The following is a 17,317-nucleotide window of genomic DNA, read 5'->3' on the forward strand; positions in this document are numbered from 1 at the left end:
CAGCGATTCCCGTCAACCCGCGATTGAGTGGAACTCTTGGCTTTCCGCGCCCTTCCATTACATGAGACGCGAACCATCCACAGTTTAACGAAAAAGAGAACCGATGCTCCGCGATAAGATCCAGTCCGAAACCGTCACTGCCATGAAAGCGAAGGACAAGGAGCGCACGGCCGCGCTTCGCCTGATCGGCGCCAAGATCAAGGATCGCGACATCGAACTGCGCACCGCCGACAAGAAGCCCGGGGATGACGAGCTCGTCACCGATGTGCTGATGAAGATGGCCAAGCAGCGCAAGGAATCGATCGCCATGTACGAAGATGGCGGACGCCAGGAACTCGCCGACAAGGAAAAGGCAGAACTCGTCGTCATCGAGGAATTCCTCCCCCAGCAGATGAGCGAGGAAGAAACCCGCGCAGCCATCGCCCAGATCAAGGCCGATACGGGCGCGGAAAGCATGAAGGACATGGGCAAGGTCATGGGCGAGCTGAAAGCGCGCCACGGCGCCACCCTCGACATGACCAAGGCAAGCGGCCTGGTGAAGGAAGCTCTATCGTGAGGAAGTTGCTGCTGATCGCCCCGCTCGCGCTTGCTGCATGTTCGCAAGGTGAACCGGAACCCACCCCCACGCCGACACCCTCGGTGGCCCAGCCGCGCACGCTGGCGGCTGCCGATCTCGACATGGAAACGCTGGGCGCCAGGATCGTCGGCCCCCAGGGCCCCGAGGTCGAGACCATACTCAGCGCCGGCAACCGCGAAATCGGCAAGATGGTCAGCTTTGTCGCCTGCCCCGCCGACGTGACCGAATGCGAGCCGGGAGAAATGCCGGAAGGCACTGTCTACACCTATGTCCACCAGGTGACCCTGTCGGACGATTGGACGCAGGCCGAGCAGCCCGCGCAAGGCCCCGAGGTCGTCGAAAGTCCGCCGACCCTCTTCCGCATGACGCAACAGGCACATGGTTTCACCCGCGCTGTCGGTTATTCGACCGAGCAGGCGGTGGAAGCTCTGGGCGGAGAAGATGCGATTTCGATCACCAGCGATGACGGGCGGATCATCTGGCGCGTCGTCGAAGGCGACGGCTGGAAACCGGGCACGACGATCAGCTTTTGGTGGCAGTCCACGCTTCCCCCGGCAGGTCCTGCGGACGCCTACCTGCTGGAAATCGACGGCAATCAGGCCATCGCGTTGGGTCCCTTTCCCGCAGAGGAAAATCCGGTAGCTGAGACGCCCGCAAGCTAGCGGTTTGGCGCGGCTCGCGGTAGGGACGCGGCATGGCCCTCTCACCCCAATGGCTGGACGAATTGCGCATGCGGACCACGCTGTCCGCAGTGATCGGCCGCACTGTGCGCCTCACCAAGGCGGGGCGTGAGTTCAAGGCCTGCTGCCCCTTCCACAACGAGAAGACACCAAGCTTCTACGTCAATGACGAGAAGGGGTTCTACCATTGCTTCGGTTGCGAGGCGCATGGCGATGCAATTCGCTGGCTGACCGACCAGCGCGGCATGCCTTTCATGGATGCGGTGAAGGAACTCGCGGCGGAAGCCGGGATGGAGGTCCCTGCCCCCGATCCGCGCGCTGCCGAACGTGCGGAAAAGCGCGCGAGCCTGCACGATGTGACGGCAGCCGCCCAGCAATGGTATGTCGACGAACTGGGCTCTGCCGAGGGTGCGGACGCGCGGGCTTACCTGAAGCGGCGCGGATTTTCGGCCGGGATCGTCAAGGAATTCGGTTTCGGTTTTGCCCCGTCCGATCGCCAGGCGCTCAAGCGGGCCCTGTCGAATTTCGACGAAGCCATGCTCATCGAGGCCGGGATGCGGATCGATGTCGAGGACAAGGATCCCTACGACAGGTTCCGCGGCCGCCTCATGCTGCCGATCCAGGACACCCGCGGGAGGGTCATCGCTTTCGGTGGCCGTATCCTCGACGATGACGCCTACGGGCCGAAATACCTCAACAGCCCCGATACGCCGCTCTTCGACAAGGGTCGCACGCTCTACAATTTGCACCGCGCAGCACCCGCCGCGCGCCAGAGCGGGCGGATCATCGTGGTCGAAGGCTATATGGACGCCATCGCGCTCGCGAATGCGGGTATCGCGGAAGCCGTTGCCCCGCTTGGGACCGCCCTCACCGAAAACCAGATCGAGCTGCTGTGGCGGCAGGTCGAGCGCCCCATCCTGTGCTTCGACGGCGACAATGCCGGCCAACGTGCAGCCATGCGCGCGATTGGCCGTGTACTGCCGATGCTGCGCCCCGGGCACTCGCTGTCGATCGTGCGCATGCCGGCCGGAATGGATCCCGATGACTTCATCCGCGACAAGGGCGTCGGGGCGATGGAGGAACTGCTTGGCTCTCCCGCAAGCCTGCTCGACACGCTCTGGGCTTTCGAGCGCGACGCCCTGCCGCTCAATTCGCCCGAAGAGAAGGCGGGCCTCAAGGAGCGCTTGCTGGCCCATGTCGATACGATCCAGCACCCCGACATTCGGGCGCTCTACAAGAAGGAACTGCTCGAGCGGTTCTCTGCCTACGCATTCCCGCCTCGCGAATTCAAACCGCGCGGCGAATGGAAGAAGGGAGGCTTCAATGCCGCGCCCCCTCGCCTGTCGCCCGAGACCGCTGCCCGGTTGAAGCACGCCATGTCTGGCGGTTCGCGCGATGCCTTGGCGGTGGCTGTCATCCACGGATTGCTGCGCTTTCCGGGCGAGATCGTCCGCCACGAGGAAGCCCTGTCGCGCTTTGCCGCGCGTGACCCGAAAGTCGGCCCTGCAATAGATTCGTTGATTGCCGCTGCGGAAACGCTTGATTCGCGCGCCGAATCGCCCATATCCCTCCCAGAAGGCCTACCCGCCCCACCGGCAAACACCTATTTCGCCTTTCTCGATAAAGGCACAGACCCGGTTGATGCGCGCGAGGATCTGGCTGAAGCCGTGTCGTTGCTGGTCGAAAGGCCGGCGCTCGAAGCCGCGCTTTCAGAAGCGACCGCGCGTTTCGAAACCGACCCCGAAGGAGCTTTTGCCGATCAACAGCGTTTGTTGAAGCGGAAGCTGGAATTCGAGGCGCGACTCGGCCAGATGGCAAGCCGAAAGGCCGCTTCGCCGGCCGCTAGAGAATCAGATACCGCGCGGAGCGAAGTCTCCGACAGCGCAGAAAATATGGACTGACCCCAGTTTATGGCCACCAAATCCAAGTCGGGCGACAAAGACGACGCCCCCCTGATCGATCTCAACGAAGCTTCGATTAAGAAGCTGATCACCAAGGCGAAGAAAAAGGGCTACGTCACCTATGACGAGCTCAACGACGCTTTGCCGCAAGGCGAGATGAGCAGCGACCAGATCGAGGATATCCAGTCGGCGCTGTCCGAAATGGGCGTCCAGATCGTCGAGAACGACGAGGAAGCCGAGGCAGAGGACGAGGTCGAGGAAATCGCGCCCGCTCCTTCCGCCAAGGAAAAGGACGCGGCCAAGAAGCCTGCTGCCAAGAAGGCCGCCACGGGCGAGCGTACCGACGATCCGGTCCGCATGTACCTGCGCGAAATGGGCGCGGTGGAACTGCTCAGCCGCGAAGGCGAAATCGCCATCGCCAAGCGTATCGAGGCCGGCCGCGACATGATGATCATGGGCCTGTGCCAGAGCCCGATCACCTTCCACGCGATCATCCAGTGGTCCGAAGCGCTCAACAACGAAGAGATGCAGCTGCGCGAGATCCTCGATCTCGATGCCATGCTCTCGAAAGAGCCGCCGGCGGACAAGATGGCCGACGATGCCGAAGACGACGATGACGACGGCGAAATCTCGGAAGAAACCGCCGGCCCGACCATCCGCGACGATGACGACGAGGACGACGACGAGGAGTCAGACGGCGAAGACGGCGAAGAAGGTTCTTCCAAGGACGACGAGGAAGAAGAAGACAACACGATGTCGCTGGCGCAGATGGAAGCTGCGCTCAAGCCCGACGCTATCGAGCGCTTCGCCCGCATCAAGGACCTGTTCGGCAAGTTCGAGAAGCTCCAGAAGGAACGCGTCGAGACCCTCGGCCGCGGCGAAGCCTTCCCGGCAGCCAAGGAAAAGAAGTACGAAGCCCTTTCCGACCAGCTCACCGCCGAGGTTGAAAGCGTCCAGTTCCATGCGACCAAGATCGAATTCCTGGTCGACAACCTCTACGCCTTCAATCGCCGCCTGACCGCGCTCGGCGGCCAGATGCTGCGCCTTGCGGAGCGTCACAAGGTCAAGCGCGTCGACTTCCTCGATGCCTATATCGGCAACGAGCTCGACGATGCGTGGATGGATGACCGCGTCAAGAAGGACAAGAAATGGGCCGCCTTCGCCGAGAAGGAAGCCGACGCAATCGACCGTATCCGCACGGAAATCAGCGACATCGCCAGCGCCACCGGCATGGCGCTCGAAGAATTTCGCCGCATCGTGAACATGGTCCAGAAGGGCGAGCGTGAAGCGCGTATCGCCAAGAAGGAAATGGTCGAGGCGAACCTGCGCCTCGTGATCTCCATCGCGAAGAAGTACACCAACCGCGGCCTGCAGTTCCTCGACCTCATCCAGGAAGGCAACATCGGCCTGATGAAGGCGGTCGACAAGTTCGAATACCGCCGTGGCTACAAGTTCAGCACCTACGCGACCTGGTGGATCCGCCAGGCGATCACCCGCTCGATCGCCGACCAGGCGCGCACGATCCGCATCCCGGTCCACATGATCGAGACGATCAACAAGCTGGTCCGCTGCAGCCGTCAGTTCCTGCACGACCAGGGCCGCGAACCGACGCCCGAAGAGATGGCGGAGAAGCTCTCCATGCCGCTCGAGAAGGTGCGCAAGGTGATGAAGATCGCCAAGGAACCGATCAGTCTCGAAACGCCGATCGGCGACGAGGAAGATTCGCATCTCGGTGATTTCATCGAGGACAAGAACGCGATCATCCCGGTCGACGCTGCGATCCAGGCGAACCTCAAGGAAACGGTCACCCGCGTCCTTGCCTCGCTCACGCCGCGCGAAGAACGCGTGCTGCGCATGCGCTTCGGCATCGGCATGAACACCGACCACACGCTGGAGGAAGTCGGCCAGCAGTTCTCGGTGACGCGCGAACGTATCCGCCAGATCGAGGCCAAGGCGCTGCGCAAGCTCAAGCACCCGAGCCGCAGCCGCAAAATGCGCTCGTTCCTGGATCAGTAACGATGAATTGGAGCCGGTTGGGACACTTCCTGACCGGCCTCTTTTTCGGGACTCAGATCGCCGGGTCCACCAGCTTACCGGTCACGACCTGGTAACTTTGCACTCCGCCAATGGGCGGCATGGCGATTTTCATTTCGAAGCTATCGTTGCGGTACCACCCCGAAACGGCCTGCGAGTGTTCGGGGAACGGTGCCACTGCCCCCTGATCGAGATGGCCCGAAATTTCGCCATCTTCGAAAGTGACGTTCGCAGCCTTGGCGCCGTGATAGAATTCGGAAAAGAAGACCGCTTTCGGAGAGGCCGATGCGAGGTCCTGCGGGATCGTGACGGTATCGGTCATCTCCCCTGCCCGGACACCCGGAGTATCTCCTTCGAGCCACGCTTGAAGTTCCCAATCGCCCGGCTGGAAGGAATGCGGATCACTACCGCAGGCAGAAAGCATGGTAATCGCTCCTAGAAGGGCGGCGGCGGACTGGAACCGTTTCACCTTCACATCTCCGATAACAATGGGAGTTCTCAGCCCTTTTTTAGGTATTTGGCCGCATCCTCGACCGGCATGGGCTTTGCGTAGAAGAAGCCCTGCCCGTACTCGACGCCAAGCCTGCGAAGGACCTCGGCCTCTTCCTCGTACTCGATGCCCTCGGCGATCAGCTTCGAACCGATTGCCTCGGCGAATTTCACCATCGCACCGACCAGAGCGCAGCGCGCTACGTCCTTGTGGATGTCGCGGGTCAGCGTCATGTCGAGCTTGAGCAGGTCCGGCGCTAGGTCGACGAGGTGGCGCATTCCGGCATAACCCGAGCCGACGTCGTCGATGGCGATCCGCGCGCGTTTGCGGATAGGCTCGAGAGCGGCCTTCAGAGCGGGGAAATCCTCGACCTGGTTATGCTCGGTGAGTTCGATGACGAGGTTGGTTTCGCCTGCCTTGTCGAGGATCGCCCCCAAGGCGCCCGACATGACCGCTTCGGGCGACACATTGACCGACAGGTAACAGTCATTCGGCACCTTCCGCATGCTCTCGAGCGCGCATTCGACGGCCAGCAATTCCAGCTCCACTCCGCGACCTATCTCGGCCGCCTCGTCGAACCATTTGTCGGGACCGCGCATCATCGCATCGGGAAAGCGCGCGAGGCATTCGGCACCAACCGGCTTACCCGTCTTGATGGCATGGATCGGCTGCTGGACGATCTGCATGCCCTTCTCTTCCACCAGCTTGTTGATGCGGGCATCGATCCGGGAATGGCGATAATCGCTGTCCAGTGTCGACTCAATCTGCTCGACGGCCAGGGCGGCAAAAGCCTTGAGAACGCCGAGATCGCGTTCGGTCATCGTGCGGTCCGGCGAACGGCTGAGACAGCAGAAGCTGCCGTAAAGCGTGCCGTCCGACAGGCGAAGCGGCGTGTTGAGATGGCAGCCGACCGGCAGGAAATGCGTGATCGCGATATCCTGCGTGAACGGAAAATCGGACGGATCCTGGATCAGTTCGGGCAGGCGTCCTTCGGCGATGTGCCAGCAATAGCTGTTCTCTCTCGGATCGCGGAACCCGGGCCCCATCGGCAACTCGAAATCCGCATCGATATGCGTAAGTTCCTTCTGGCCATTCTCGATATAGCGCGAAGCGAAGGCGATCTCGGTGCCCAGATGGACGCGTACCGCATTCAGGATGCGGTCGATCGCACCTCCACGCATGGGTTGACGGGCGACTCCCGGGGCAATCGCGGGGGCAAGCGATGGTTGCACAGACATATCCATACCCCCGCGTTAACCTCGAAATCTTTAAGAATTGGACACCATGCACACGATTGGCCGGAATTCGTGTGCACGAGCGGGCAAACGGGGTGGAGAGAATCGCCCCAACGCCCTATGTGCGCGGCATGCGTATCGCCCTTGCTTCCGACCATGCCGCCATCGAGCTCAAAGCAGCTCTGCGCGACTGGCTTATCGAACAGGGTCACGAGGTCGCCGACCTCGGGCCGGAGACCACCGACAGCGTCGATTATCCCGACTTCGGCTACAAGCTGGCCGGCGTCGTCGCCGATGGCACGGCTGAACGCGGCATTGCGCTGTGTGGCAGCGGCATCGGAATCTCGATCAGCATGAACCGCAATCCCGCCGTACGCTGCGCGCTGGTTTCGGAACCGCTTTCGGCCAGCCTCGCCCGCGAACACAATGACGCGAACTGCATCGCTATGGGCGCGCGCCTGACCGGCATCGACATGGCCAAGGCCTGCGTCACCGCCTTCCTCGAAACCGAATTCGCCGGCGGTCGCCACCAGCGCCGCGTCAATAAACTGTCGAACCCTTCACTCGCGCACGAATACACCAAGGACATCTGATTCCATGGCTACCCAGGCAAAAGACACCGCTCGCACACCGATGGACCGTTTCTGGCACGACAGCCTCGCCGAAGCCGATCCCGAGATCTACGAAGCGGTCCGCAAGGAACTGGGCCGCCAGCAGGACAAGATCGAGCTGATCGCGAGCGAGAACATCGCCTCGACCGCGGTGCTCGAAGCGACCGGCAGCGTGTTCACGAACAAGTATGCGGAAGGCTATCCGGGCAAGCGCTATTACGGCGGCTGCGACTATGCCGACGTGGTCGAAACGCTCGCGATCGAGCGGGCCAAGAAACTGTTCGGCTGCAATTTCGCCAACGTCCAGCCCAATTCCGGCAGCCAGATGAACCAGGCGGTCTTCCTCGCGCTCCTGCAGCCGGGCGACACCTTCATGGGTCTCGACCTCAATTCGGGCGGTCACCTCACCCACGGTTCGCCCGTCAACATGAGCGGCAAATGGTTCAACCCTGTCAGCTACGGCGTGCGCAAGGACGACGAACTGATCGACATGGACGAAGTTCGTGCCACCGCGCTCGAACACAAGCCCAAGCTGATCATCGCCGGCGGCACGGCCTATTCGCGCGTCTGGGACTGGGAAGCCTTCCGCCAGATTGCCGATGAAGTCGGCGCGTATCTCATGGTCGACATGAGCCACATCTCCGGCCTCGTCGCGGGCGGTGCGCACCCCTCGCCCTTCCCGCACGCCCATGTCGTTACCTCGACCACTCACAAGAGCCTGCGCGGCCCGCGTTCGGGCATCATCCTGTGGAACGAGGAAGAATTCACCAAGCCGATCAACACGGCGGTCTTCCCCGGCATGCAGGGCGGCCCGCTGATGCATGTGATCGCCGCCAAGGCAGTTGCCTTCCGCGAAGCGCTGCGGCCCGATTTCAAGGACTATGCCGCCAAGGTCGTCGCCAATGCGCGCGCGCTGGCCCGCGGTATCGAGGCGAACGGCCTGCGCGTGGTATCGGGCGGGACAGACAACCACTCGATGCTCGTCGACCTCACGCCGAAGGATGTCACCGGCAAGGCCGCCGAAGCCGGTCTCGACCGTGCATGGCTGACCTGCAACAAGAACGGCATTCCCTACGACACCCGCAGCCCCTTCGTGACCAGCGGCATCCGCCTCGGTTCGCCTGCGGGCACGACGCGCGGCTTCGGCGAGGCCGAGTTCGAAACCATCGGCAAGCTGATCTGCGAAGTGGTCGATGGCATGTCGCGCAACGGCCCCGAGGGCGATGGACAGGTCGAACAAAGCGTGCGTGACCGCGTGGCCGAACTGTGCAAGGCTTTCCCGGTCTATCCCGGACGCTGAGGAGAGCAATCATGGGCAATATTCCAGACGACCGCGAACCGACGGGCTATCGTCGGTCCGACGACGAGCGGCCAGGCGGTCGCAACGACGACTTCGGCCGCAATCGCGATGATGAACCGTCGAAGCCTGCATATGGCGATCACGATCTCGTCCCGGACGCGACTGCCGAGATCAAGGCGATGGCAAAGGAAGGGCTCGATCATCCCTCGACCAAGCCCGTGCTCACCGGTGCAGCCGTCGGCGCTATCGCAGGCGGTGTCCTGCCCATCGTGACCTGGCCCATCGGCCTTATCGCCGGTGCTGGCTTCATGCTCTACAAACGCCTGCGCCCCTGATTTACGGATAACCGATGCGTTGCCCATTCTGTGCCCATGACGACAGTCAGGTAAAAGACTCTCGTCCGACCGAGGATTCCACCTCGATCCGCCGTCGCCGCCAATGTTCCAAATGCGGTGCGCGCTTCACCACCTTCGAACGTGTACAGCTGCGCGAAGTCACTGTCGTCAAATCGGGCACCGACGGCAAGGAAGCGCGACGCGAAGCGTTCGATCGCTCGAAGCTCGAACAGTCGATCTCGCTCGCCTGCCGCAAGCGCGACGTGGCACAGGAACAGATCGACCAGCTCGTCAGCGGCATCCAGCGCCAGGTCGAAACTGCCGGAGAGGCCGAAATCCCCTCCAAGCGCATCGGCGAGCTGGTGATGGACGGCCTGCGCCAGCTCGACAGCGTCGCCTATATCCGTTTCGCCAGCGTCTATCGCGACTTCAGCGAAGCCCGCGACTTCGAGGAATTTGCGAGCACGGTGCAGGAAGCCGCCAATGAGCAAGGCTGACAGCCGCAAACCAATCGTCGTGCTGGTACGCCCGCAACTGGGCGAGAACATCGGCAAGGCCGCGCGGGCCATGCTCAATTTCGGCCTTACCGAACTGCGCATGGTGAGCCCACGCGATGGCTGGCCCAATCCCGATGCCGGGCCTGCCGCAGCCGGTGCCGACATCGTGCTCGAGCAGGCACAGGTTTTCGAATCCACGGCGGAGGCAGTCGCCGATTGCGCGCATGTGTATGCGACCACGGTGCGCAAGCGCGGTGTGACAAAGCCGGTCTACACACCTGAAGAAGCGAGCCGCGAAATGGCGGGCGCCGAGGGTCGCAGCGCCATCCTGTTCGGTCCCGAGCGCTCTGGTCTGGAAACCGAGGATGTTGCGCTTGCCCGCGCGATCCTGACCGTGCCGATCAATCCCGAGTTCGGTTCGCTCAATCTCGCGCAGGCGGTGATCCTGTGTGCCTATGAATGGTCAAAGCACGAGGATCTGGTCCAGCCCACGCAGGAAGACCTCCTGCCCCCCGCCCCGCAGGATGAGCTGGAAGGCCTGATCGCGCATCTGGAAGGGATGCTCGAACCCAAGGGATATTTCCTTCCCGAACCGCGCGCCGATGCCACACGCCGCACGCTGCGCGGCGTTTTGACCAAGCCCGGCTGGAATCACCTCGAGGTGCGCACTTTGCGCGGGGTGCTTTCCTCGCTTCAGCGTGGCCCCAAACGCAGTTAGTCGATTAATCATCGCGCATTCATGGCACGCTCGCTAGCAGGCGGGCGAACGATTTTCCCCAGACAAAACGAGGATTTACGATGCGTTTCGCTTTGCCCGCAATTGCTCTTGCCGCCCTTTCCATGCCCGCAGTCGCCAGCGAGCCCGAAGAAAAGAAGGACGAGAAAAAGACCGAAGCGCAGCAGCCTGCCGAAGTGAAAGACAAGAAGATCTGCCGCTACATCCGCATGGACATGAGCAGCCGCCGCAAGGAAAAGGTCTGCCTGACCAAGGAAGGCTGGACCGACTTCAACCAGGGCAACTGATCGCCCTTATGCCTGGTCAGCTGCGGATACGGTCCCACTCGACCAGTTCGTAAGCGATCGAGGTTTCGACCAGAAGGTCCCAGATTTGCGCGATTTTCCCATGCGGAAGGTCGCGCTTTTCTGCATCTGCGACCGCATTCTCGATCACTTCGGCCTTGCGCGCCTCATCGCGAACCACATTGCGGTCCTGCTTGATCCGGGCTGCGGCACGCATGTAGCCGAAGCGGCGGTCGAGCAGCTCCATCAGCTCGCGATCGGTAGTGTCGACGCCTATGCGCACTTCGCGCATGTCGGTGCAGTCTTCGGGCATCTTGAAATCGTCACTCATGGCGAGGCCGAATGGCGGTTTGAATCTGGCTTGTCGAGGACAAACGAAACCCACTCTCGACTTCACGCCCGCACCTCGGCATGGGGTGCCCATGGCGAGTACTCCTAACACCTATAAGAACCAGCCCGACGAACGTGGACATTTCGGCGACTATGGCGGCCGCTATGTAGCGGAAACGCTGATGCCGCTGGTCCTCGATCTCGAGCGCGAATACCGCGCGGCGCAGGCCGATCCCGCATTCCAGGCTGAGTTCGACGATTTGCTCGAACATTACGTGGGTCGCCCGTCCCCGCTCTATTTTGCAGAGCGGCTGACCGAGGCGCTCGGCGGCGCGCAGGTCTGGTTCAAGCGCGACGAACTCAACCACACGGGCGCGCACAAGATCAACAATTGCATCGGGCAGATCCTGCTCGCCATCCGCATGGGCAAGACGCGCATCATCGCGGAAACCGGCGCGGGCCAGCACGGTGTTGCCACCGCCACCGTCTGCGCGCGCTTCGGCCTGCCCTGCGTCATCTACATGGGCGCAGAGGACGTGCGGCGGCAGTCGCCCAATGTCTTCCGCATGAAGCTGCTGGGCGCGGAAGTCGTACCCGTTACCAGCGGGCGTGGAACGCTGAAGGACGCGATGAACGAAGGGCTGCGCGACTGGGTCGCGAATGTCCACGACACCTTCTACATCATCGGCACCGCCGCCGGCCCCCATCCCTACCCCGAGCTGGTCCGCGACTTCCAGAGCGTCATCGGCAAGGAAGCACGCGTGCAGATGCAGGACCGCATCGGCCGCCTGCCCGACCTGCTGGTGGCCGCCATCGGCGGCGGCTCGAACGCGCTCGGCCTGTTCCACCCCTTCCTCGACGATCCGGACGTGAAAATGCTCGGTGTCGAGGCGGCAGGACACGGCCTCGATGGAGACGAACATGCGGCCAGCCTGCTCGGCGGTTTCCCCGGTGTGCTCCACGGCAACAAGACCTATCTGCTGCAGGACGAGGACGGCCAGATCACCGAGGGCCACTCGATAAGCGCTGGCCTCGACTACCCCGGTATCGGCCCCGAACACGCCTGGCTGAAAGACACGGGCCGCGTCGAATATACCGCCATCACCGACGAAGAGGCGCTGGAGGCCTTTCAGCTCCTCTGCCGCACCGAGGGTATCATTCCCGCGCTCGAACCCAGCCACGCCATCGCGGCGGTGGCCAAGCGCGCGAAGGAAATGCCCAAGGACAGCGTGATCCTCGCCAACCTGTGCGGACGCGGCGACAAGGACATCTTCACCGTGGCCGAGCGGTTGGGAGTGGAGATGTGAAGCTTGATTGGCGACAGCCAGCAATCGCTGCCGGTCTATGCGGCCTGATTGCCGTTGGCGCCTATTTTCTGGATGAGCAGTGCGCTGATGTGTTCCGCGATGCTGGAATCGGAATCGCTGACCCACCGATCTACAATTGCCCCGCCGACATTCCTCGTGAAATCCTGCAGTTGATATCTTTCTCGTTTCCCATTCTCGCACTAATTTTTCTCGCCGTAGCTTTCCGGAATAGCATTACCCAATGACCCGCCTCTCCAACGCCTTCTCCAAGCCCCACCCCGCGCTTGTCTGCTTCGTTACGGCAGGCGATGGCGACACTGCGGCCAATCTCGACGCGCTGGTCGAGGGCGGCGCGGATGTGATCGAGCTGGGGATGCCCTTCACCGATCCCATGGCCGATGGCCCTGCGATCCAGAACGCCAACCTGCGTTCGCTCGGTGCGGGGACGACGACGGCCGATGTCCTGCGCATCGCGCGCAAGTTCCGTGAGCGGCATCCCGATGTGCCGCTGGTGCTAATGGGCTATGCCAACCCGATGATTCGGCGCGGGCCGGACTGGTTCGCCTCTGCTGCGAAGGAAGCGGGTGCTGACGGCGTAATCTGTGTCGATATTCCGCCTGAGGAAGACGATGCGCTCGGACCCCAGCTTCGCGAGGCCGGGATCGCTCCTATCCGCCTTGCCACGCCCACCACCGATGCAAAGCGCCTGCCCAAGGTGCTCGAAGGATCGGACGGGTTTCTTTACTATGTCTCGGTCGCTGGGATCACGGGCAAGCAGCAGGCCGCGCAGACTTCCATCGAGGAAGCGGTTGCGCGCTTCAAGGCGGCCACCGACCTGCCCATCGCGGTCGGTTTCGGCGTCCGCACGCCCGAGCAGGCGGGTGCGATTGCCAAGGTTGCCGATGGCGTGGTCGTCGGCTCTGCGCTTGTCGAACTCGTCGGCGAGCATGGCGAAAACGCTCCGGAAAAGCTGCGCGAATTGACGGCAAGCCTTGCCAAGGCAGTGCATTCGGCGGCAAAGGCGGGCGCATGAACTGGTTTACACGCGTAAGAAACAACATCAGCTGGCTGCCCAAGCGCACCACCGACAAGGATCTGTGGGTCAAATGCCCCGGCTGCCAGCAAATGGTCTTCGGGCAGGAATATGCCGACAATGGCGACGTCTGCCCGCGCTGCGACCATCATGGCCGCATCGGAGCCGATCGCCGTCTTGCACTGCTGCTCGACGAAGGCTTCGCCACGCTTCCCGTGCCGGAGGTAAAGGAAGACCCGCTCAAGTTCCGCGATTCGAAGAAATACACCGACCGCCTCAAGCAGGCGCGTGCCAAGAGCCCGCACAAGGACGCCTTCCTCGTCGGTGAAGGCACCATCGAGGGCAAGCCCGCGGTCGTTGGCGTGCAGGACTTCACCTTCATGGGCGGCAGCATGGGCATGGCCGTCGGCACCGCCTTCTGCCAGGGCGCCGAGCGCGCGCTGACCTTGCGCGCACCCTATATCGTCGTCACCGCCGCTGGCGGCGCACGTATGCAGGAAGGCATCTTAAGCCTGATGCAGATGCCGAAGGCGACCGTGATGACGCGCCGCCTGAAAGAGGCCGGCCTGCCCTATATCGTCGTGCTGACCGACCCGACCACGGGCGGCGTTACCGCAAGCTACGCCATGCTGGGCGATGTCCACATTGCAGAGCCCGGCGCGCTCATCGGCTTTGCCGGACAGCGCGTGATCCAGGATACCATCCGCGAACAGCTGCCCGACGGCTTCCAGCGCGCCGAGTACCTGCACAAGCACGGCATGGTCGACATGGTGGTCCACCGCCACGACCTGCGCGACACGGTGGCGACGATCATCGACTATCTCGCGCCTGCGGAAGCGGCCTGAACCCTCCCATGCGGGACTTCGCCCGCTCCGAAAACGCCGCAGTGCAGGCCCAGCTCGACCGGCTGGCGCAGTTGAATGTGCCCGACGGGCGTCTAGGTCTCGACACCATCCGCGCGCTGCTGGACCGGCTGGGTAACCCGCACCGCAAGCTGCCGCCCGTGTTTCATGTTGCCGGGACCAACGGCAAGGGCTCCACCTGCGCCTTCCTGCGCGCAATGCTGGAGGCGGAGGGCTACAAGGTCCACATGACCACCAGCCCGCATCTGGTGCGCTACAACGAGCGTATCCGCGTGGCAGGCGAGTTGATCTCCGACGAAAGACTGGCCGAACTGCTGGCCGAGGTTTTGGATGTTGGTGAAGACCTCAACCCCAGCTTTTTCGAAGTTACCATCGCCGCCGCCTTCACCGAGTTCGCGCGCGTGCCTGCCGATGCTTGCGTCGTGGAAGTCGGTCTGGGCGGACGCTTCGATGCGACCAATGTGCTGGAGCCGGATGTGCTCGCCGCTTGCGGGATTGCCGCGCTGGGGATCGACCACGAGCGATTCCTGCTGGCTCCAGAAGACGGAGTGCCACAGGAGCCGATTGCGCGGATTGCGTTTGAAAAGGCGGGTATCGCGAAGCGAGGTGTGCCCTTGGTGACAATGGGCAATGAATACCCCCCCGAAGCACGCGATGTGATCCGCAGGGTTGCGGCTTCGATTGGCGCACCGCTCCTTGAAAGGACGGACAATGCGATTGACGACCTGATGACATTCAATATCGATGGCGAAGGCTTCACCTCCGATCAGGGTGACCAGGTCAGAAATCTGGCCCAGCTAGGCCCGCACCAACGCAGGAATGCGTGGCTCGCCAAGGAAATGCTGCGCTCGCAGGATATCCTCCCCGTCGCCGAAAAATCATTCATTCGCGGGCTTCGTGTGGCTCACTGGCCGGCTCGGCTACAACTGCTTCGTCCCGGCCCTCTAACTGCACTCGTTGGCGAAGATCGCCTCTGGCTCGACGGGGGGCACAATTTGAGCGCCGGGAAGGCGATTGCCAAATATTTCAACGAGCCACTCCATCTCGTGTTGGGGATGCTGGAAGCAAAAGATCCGCAGGCCCTCATCGGACCACTCGGCGATTACGTGCAGACACTAACTGTCGTGCCGGTGCCGCACCACGATGACCACCCTACCGAGGCATTTGGCCCCGATGCCCGTGCTGCAGGCAATGTCGAGGAAGCGTTGCTTATGCTGCCCGATGACGGATTACCCATCCTCATCGCAGGCTCGCTCTACCTCGCAGGCGAAGTCCTGCGACTCAACGACGAGCTCCCCGACTGATCACTCAGCCGGGACGCGCTCCCCAGCCTCGGGTGCGACGATGCCCGCAGCCGCCTTACCGCGGCTCTCGCGGTACCATTCGAAGCACACCAGCACTGCGGCAGCGAGCCCGATCCACGTCGTCAGGATGAAGACGTCGTAATAGCCCTGGTTCTCGATCATCTCGCCCAGCGCGCCGCGTCCCAACGTGCCGACCAGCAGCGTCAGCGAGGACAGCAGCGCATATTGAACCGCGCTGAACTTCTTCGACACGATCGAGGACAGCCAAGCAATATAGGCTGCACCGGCGATGCCGATGGCGAGGTTTTCGAAGGCGATGGTGATGGTCAGCTTGGCCAGCTCGGGATCGCCGATCTCCGGGATTTGCGTGATGAGGTAAGTAAATCCGACGGTATCGCTGAATGCCTGCATGTTCGCTCCGCCTAGCGCCATGTCGGCGTAGAGAAGGTTGGTCAGCGCAGCCAGGATACCGCCGATCAGCAGCGTCGCCATGCGGCCGATCGTCGTCAGCATCAGGCCGCCCAATGCCAGCCCTGCGATAATCGCGCCCACTCCGAAGAACTTCGAGGCAAATGCCACGTCGTCATTCGTGTACTCGAGCTCGCCAAGGTAAAACGGATAGGCGAACGTTCCCCAGATCGCGTCGCAGATGCGGTAGGTGAGGACCACTGCCAGGATCAGCACCAGCGACCAGCCCAGGCGGCCGACGAATTCGACCAGCGGGAGGACTAGTGCCCGATATAGGTGGTCCAGCGCATAGGCGCCGCCGGTTGCCGGTGCCTCGTCAGCTGCAAGCAAGTGCTTGCCCTGCTTCTTCTGAGAAGCGAGCCAGCCGGCAATCAGGGCGGGAAGGATGATCGTGGCGACGATGATCCACGGGCCGATGTTCAGCGTGAAATCGGTCGGGTTGGGACGATCTTCGGGCGCGTTAGTCATCGACATGATCATGAAGGTCAGCACGATGCCGATCGCGACTGCCCACAGCACGGCGACAAGCGCCAGCGCACGATTGCGGATCGACGGGACAAGTTCCCCCGCCTTGCGCAGCGCACGGACCTGAAGCTCGCTTTCGGTCGCGACATCTGCATCGCTTTGCGAGGCATTCGGAGCCCACAGGCCCACAAAACCGACTGCCAGCAGGATACCGCCCATCAGCATGTATGTTTCCGGCCAGCCGATGCGGGCGGCGATGATGAGGCCGAACGCGCCGCCCACGAGCGAGGAAAGCCGGTAGCCCATCTGGTAGACGGTCGAGAGGATGTCGATTGTCGCTTCCTCATCCGCGACGTCGATGCGCCAGGCGTTGATAGCGATGTCCTGAGTCGCGCTGGCGAAGGCGCCGATCCCGGCAAGCAGGCTGAACCAGCCGAGCTGGCTCTTGGGTTCGAGCAAGCTCATCGTGACGAGGATGGTGCCGAGGAGCACCTGCGCGGGCACGATCCATTGCTTGCGCCGTCCGAGCTTGCGCAAGAGTGGGATATTGACCTTGTCGATCAGCGGGGACCACAGGAACTGGAAGGCATAGGCAAGGCCGATGAGGCTGAAGATGCCCATCGTCTCCAAGTCGACCTCCGCTTCGGTCAGCCATGCGAACAGGGTGCCGAGGAAGAGCGCGAACGGCAGGCCGCTGGCAAAGCCGAACAGCAGCATGAAGCCGGTCTTGCGGTTGGTCAGCGCCAGCCCGAGGACCTTCCACGCCGACTTCTTCTCTTCTGCAACCGCTTCGGCCATTCCCTAGCGTCCTTCCTATTATCGAAATTTTTTGCGACACTAACGGTCGGAGAGTGAAAGGAACAGGCG

The 17,317-nt window shown here is 62.5% G+C and carries 19 protein-coding genes; 15 read left to right on the forward strand and 4 right to left on the reverse strand.

Going from position 1 to position 17,317, the window contains the following annotated elements:
• Positions 1-103 precede the first annotated feature (103 nt).
• The 4 genes from K3136_RS01960 to rpoD are packed head-to-tail and all read left to right on the forward strand — an operon-like array spanning position 104 to position 5,174.
• Positions 104-556, forward strand: a complete 453-nt coding sequence (locus K3136_RS01960) for a GatB/YqeY domain-containing protein (protein ID WP_221431258.1) — start codon at positions 104-106, stop codon at positions 554-556.
• Positions 553-1,239, forward strand: a complete 687-nt coding sequence (locus K3136_RS01965; RefSeq protein ID WP_247711399.1) for a hypothetical protein — start codon at positions 553-555, stop codon at positions 1,237-1,239. Before K3136_RS01960 ends, K3136_RS01965 begins: the two co-directional genes overlap by 4 nt.
• 32 nt (positions 1,240-1,271) lie before the next feature.
• Positions 1,272-3,158: a DNA primase gene (gene dnaG, locus K3136_RS01970; RefSeq protein WP_221431259.1), complete on the forward strand. Its 1,887-nt coding sequence runs from the start codon at positions 1,272-1,274 to the stop codon at positions 3,156-3,158.
• Between the two features lie 9 nt (positions 3,159-3,167).
• Positions 3,168-5,174, forward strand: a complete 2,007-nt coding sequence (gene rpoD, locus K3136_RS01975) for an RNA polymerase sigma factor RpoD (RefSeq protein ID WP_221431260.1) — start codon at positions 3,168-3,170, stop codon at positions 5,172-5,174.
• Between the two features lie 52 nt (positions 5,175-5,226).
• On the opposite strand, the gene K3136_RS01980 is transcribed toward rpoD, so the two are convergent.
• Entirely contained in the window at positions 5,227-5,616 is a 390-nt protein-coding gene (locus tag K3136_RS01980; RefSeq protein WP_221431261.1) for a hypothetical protein, read from the reverse strand.
• Positions 5,617-5,690: 74 nt separating this feature from the next.
• Complete coding sequence (locus K3136_RS01985) at positions 5,691-6,863, reverse strand: sensor domain-containing phosphodiesterase (RefSeq protein ID WP_221431262.1); 1,173 nt, start codon at positions 6,861-6,863, stop codon at positions 5,691-5,693.
• A 185-nt stretch (positions 6,864-7,048) separates the two neighbouring features.
• Here K3136_RS01985 and rpiB point away from each other — a divergent pair, with 185 nt between their 5' ends.
• The 6 genes from rpiB to K3136_RS02015 all read left to right on the forward strand — a co-directional run bounded on the left by rpiB (position 7,049) and on the right by K3136_RS02015 (position 10,683).
• Positions 7,049-7,510: a ribose 5-phosphate isomerase B gene (rpiB, locus tag K3136_RS01990; RefSeq protein WP_221431263.1), complete on the forward strand. Its 462-nt coding sequence runs from the start codon at positions 7,049-7,051 to the stop codon at positions 7,508-7,510.
• Between the two features lie 4 nt (positions 7,511-7,514).
• On the forward strand, positions 7,515-8,828 hold the full coding sequence (glyA, locus tag K3136_RS01995) for a serine hydroxymethyltransferase (RefSeq protein ID WP_282099992.1): 1,314 nt from the start codon (positions 7,515-7,517) through the stop codon (positions 8,826-8,828).
• An 11-nt stretch (positions 8,829-8,839) separates the two neighbouring features.
• Complete coding sequence (locus tag K3136_RS02000; protein ID WP_221432349.1) at positions 8,840-9,163, forward strand: hypothetical protein; 324 nt, start codon at positions 8,840-8,842, stop codon at positions 9,161-9,163.
• A 14-nt stretch (positions 9,164-9,177) separates the two neighbouring features.
• Positions 9,178-9,660: a transcriptional regulator NrdR gene (gene nrdR / locus K3136_RS02005; protein ID WP_221431264.1), complete on the forward strand. Its 483-nt coding sequence runs from the start codon at positions 9,178-9,180 to the stop codon at positions 9,658-9,660.
• Positions 9,647-10,378 (forward strand): RNA methyltransferase, encoded by a 732-nt coding sequence (locus K3136_RS02010; protein WP_221431265.1) that lies wholly within the window; start codon positions 9,647-9,649, stop codon positions 10,376-10,378. The genes nrdR and K3136_RS02010 overlap by 14 nt, the downstream gene beginning before the upstream one ends.
• Positions 10,379-10,458: 80 nt before the next feature.
• The gene (locus K3136_RS02015) at positions 10,459-10,683 is read left to right on the forward strand and encodes a hypothetical protein (protein ID WP_247711400.1); all 225 of its coding nucleotides are present in this window, start codon (positions 10,459-10,461) and stop codon (positions 10,681-10,683) included.
• A gap of 16 nt (positions 10,684-10,699) precedes the next feature.
• On the opposite strand, the gene K3136_RS02020 is transcribed toward K3136_RS02015, so the two are convergent.
• Positions 10,700-11,011 (reverse strand): chorismate mutase, encoded by a 312-nt coding sequence (locus tag K3136_RS02020; RefSeq protein ID WP_221431266.1) that lies wholly within the window; start codon positions 11,009-11,011, stop codon positions 10,700-10,702.
• 91 nt (positions 11,012-11,102) lie between these two features.
• Between K3136_RS02020 and trpB the strand changes: the two genes are divergently transcribed.
• From trpB to K3136_RS02045, 5 genes are read left to right on the forward strand one after another with little or no spacing between them, the layout of a single operon-like run.
• Positions 11,103-12,317, forward strand: a complete 1,215-nt coding sequence (gene trpB / locus K3136_RS02025) for a tryptophan synthase subunit beta (protein ID WP_221431267.1) — start codon at positions 11,103-11,105, stop codon at positions 12,315-12,317.
• Positions 12,314-12,562 carry a hypothetical protein gene (locus tag K3136_RS02030; protein WP_221431268.1) on the forward strand — a complete coding sequence of 83 codons (249 nt, stop codon included), beginning with the start codon at positions 12,314-12,316 and terminating at the stop codon, positions 12,560-12,562. Before trpB ends, K3136_RS02030 begins: the two co-directional genes overlap by 4 nt.
• Positions 12,559-13,350 carry a tryptophan synthase subunit alpha gene (gene trpA / locus K3136_RS02035; protein ID WP_221431269.1) on the forward strand — a complete coding sequence of 264 codons (792 nt, stop codon included), beginning with the start codon at positions 12,559-12,561 and terminating at the stop codon, positions 13,348-13,350. Before K3136_RS02030 ends, trpA begins: the two co-directional genes overlap by 4 nt.
• Positions 13,347-14,195: an acetyl-CoA carboxylase, carboxyltransferase subunit beta gene (gene accD / locus K3136_RS02040; RefSeq protein WP_221431270.1), complete on the forward strand. Its 849-nt coding sequence runs from the start codon at positions 13,347-13,349 to the stop codon at positions 14,193-14,195. The genes trpA and accD overlap by 4 nt, the downstream gene beginning before the upstream one ends.
• A gap of 8 nt (positions 14,196-14,203) precedes the next feature.
• A complete protein-coding gene (locus K3136_RS02045) occupies positions 14,204-15,517 on the forward strand; it encodes a bifunctional folylpolyglutamate synthase/dihydrofolate synthase (RefSeq protein WP_221431271.1) in 1,314 nt (437 codons plus the stop codon).
• On the opposite strand, the gene K3136_RS02050 is transcribed toward K3136_RS02045, so the two are convergent.
• Positions 15,518-17,248: an AmpG family muropeptide MFS transporter gene (locus K3136_RS02050; protein WP_221431272.1), complete on the reverse strand. Its 1,731-nt coding sequence runs from the start codon at positions 17,246-17,248 to the stop codon at positions 15,518-15,520.
• Positions 17,249-17,317: the final 69 nt, after the last annotated feature.

The organism is Qipengyuania gelatinilytica (assembly GCF_019711315.1).
GTDB classification, from domain to species: domain Bacteria; phylum Pseudomonadota; class Alphaproteobacteria; order Sphingomonadales; family Sphingomonadaceae; genus Qipengyuania; species Qipengyuania gelatinilytica.

Excerpts from the sequence above, each read along its gene's own strand:
- K3136_RS01960 (WP_221431258.1), top strand. The coding sequence starts at position 104 with ATGCTCCGCGATAAGATCCAGTCCGAAACCGTCACTGCCATGAAAGCG.
- dnaG (WP_221431259.1), top strand. The coding sequence starts at position 1,272 with ATGGCCCTCTCACCCCAATGGCTGGACGAATTGCGCATGCGGACCACG.
- rpoD (WP_221431260.1), top strand. The coding sequence starts at position 3,168 with ATGGCCACCAAATCCAAGTCGGGCGACAAAGACGACGCCCCCCTGATC.
- K3136_RS01980 (WP_221431261.1), bottom strand. The coding sequence starts at position 5,616 with ATGCTTTCTGCCTGCGGTAGTGATCCGCATTCCTTCCAGCCGGGCGAT.
- K3136_RS01985 (WP_221431262.1), bottom strand. The coding sequence starts at position 6,863 with ATGCGTGGAGGTGCGATCGACCGCATCCTGAATGCGGTACGCGTCCAT.
- rpiB (WP_221431263.1), top strand. The coding sequence starts at position 7,049 with ATGCGTATCGCCCTTGCTTCCGACCATGCCGCCATCGAGCTCAAAGCA.
- glyA (WP_282099992.1), top strand. The coding sequence starts at position 7,515 with ATGGCTACCCAGGCAAAAGACACCGCTCGCACACCGATGGACCGTTTC.
- K3136_RS02000 (WP_221432349.1), top strand. The coding sequence starts at position 8,840 with ATGGGCAATATTCCAGACGACCGCGAACCGACGGGCTATCGTCGGTCC.
- nrdR (WP_221431264.1), top strand. The coding sequence starts at position 9,178 with ATGCGTTGCCCATTCTGTGCCCATGACGACAGTCAGGTAAAAGACTCT.
- K3136_RS02010 (WP_221431265.1), top strand. The coding sequence starts at position 9,647 with ATGAGCAAGGCTGACAGCCGCAAACCAATCGTCGTGCTGGTACGCCCG.
- K3136_RS02015 (WP_247711400.1), top strand. The coding sequence starts at position 10,459 with ATGCGTTTCGCTTTGCCCGCAATTGCTCTTGCCGCCCTTTCCATGCCC.
- K3136_RS02020 (WP_221431266.1), bottom strand. The coding sequence starts at position 11,011 with ATGAGTGACGATTTCAAGATGCCCGAAGACTGCACCGACATGCGCGAA.
- trpB (WP_221431267.1), top strand. The coding sequence starts at position 11,103 with ATGGCGAGTACTCCTAACACCTATAAGAACCAGCCCGACGAACGTGGA.
- trpA (WP_221431269.1), top strand. The coding sequence starts at position 12,559 with ATGACCCGCCTCTCCAACGCCTTCTCCAAGCCCCACCCCGCGCTTGTC.
- accD (WP_221431270.1), top strand. The coding sequence starts at position 13,347 with ATGAACTGGTTTACACGCGTAAGAAACAACATCAGCTGGCTGCCCAAG.
- K3136_RS02045 (WP_221431271.1), top strand. The coding sequence starts at position 14,204 with ATGCGGGACTTCGCCCGCTCCGAAAACGCCGCAGTGCAGGCCCAGCTC.
- K3136_RS02050 (WP_221431272.1), bottom strand. The coding sequence starts at position 17,248 with ATGGCCGAAGCGGTTGCAGAAGAGAAGAAGTCGGCGTGGAAGGTCCTC.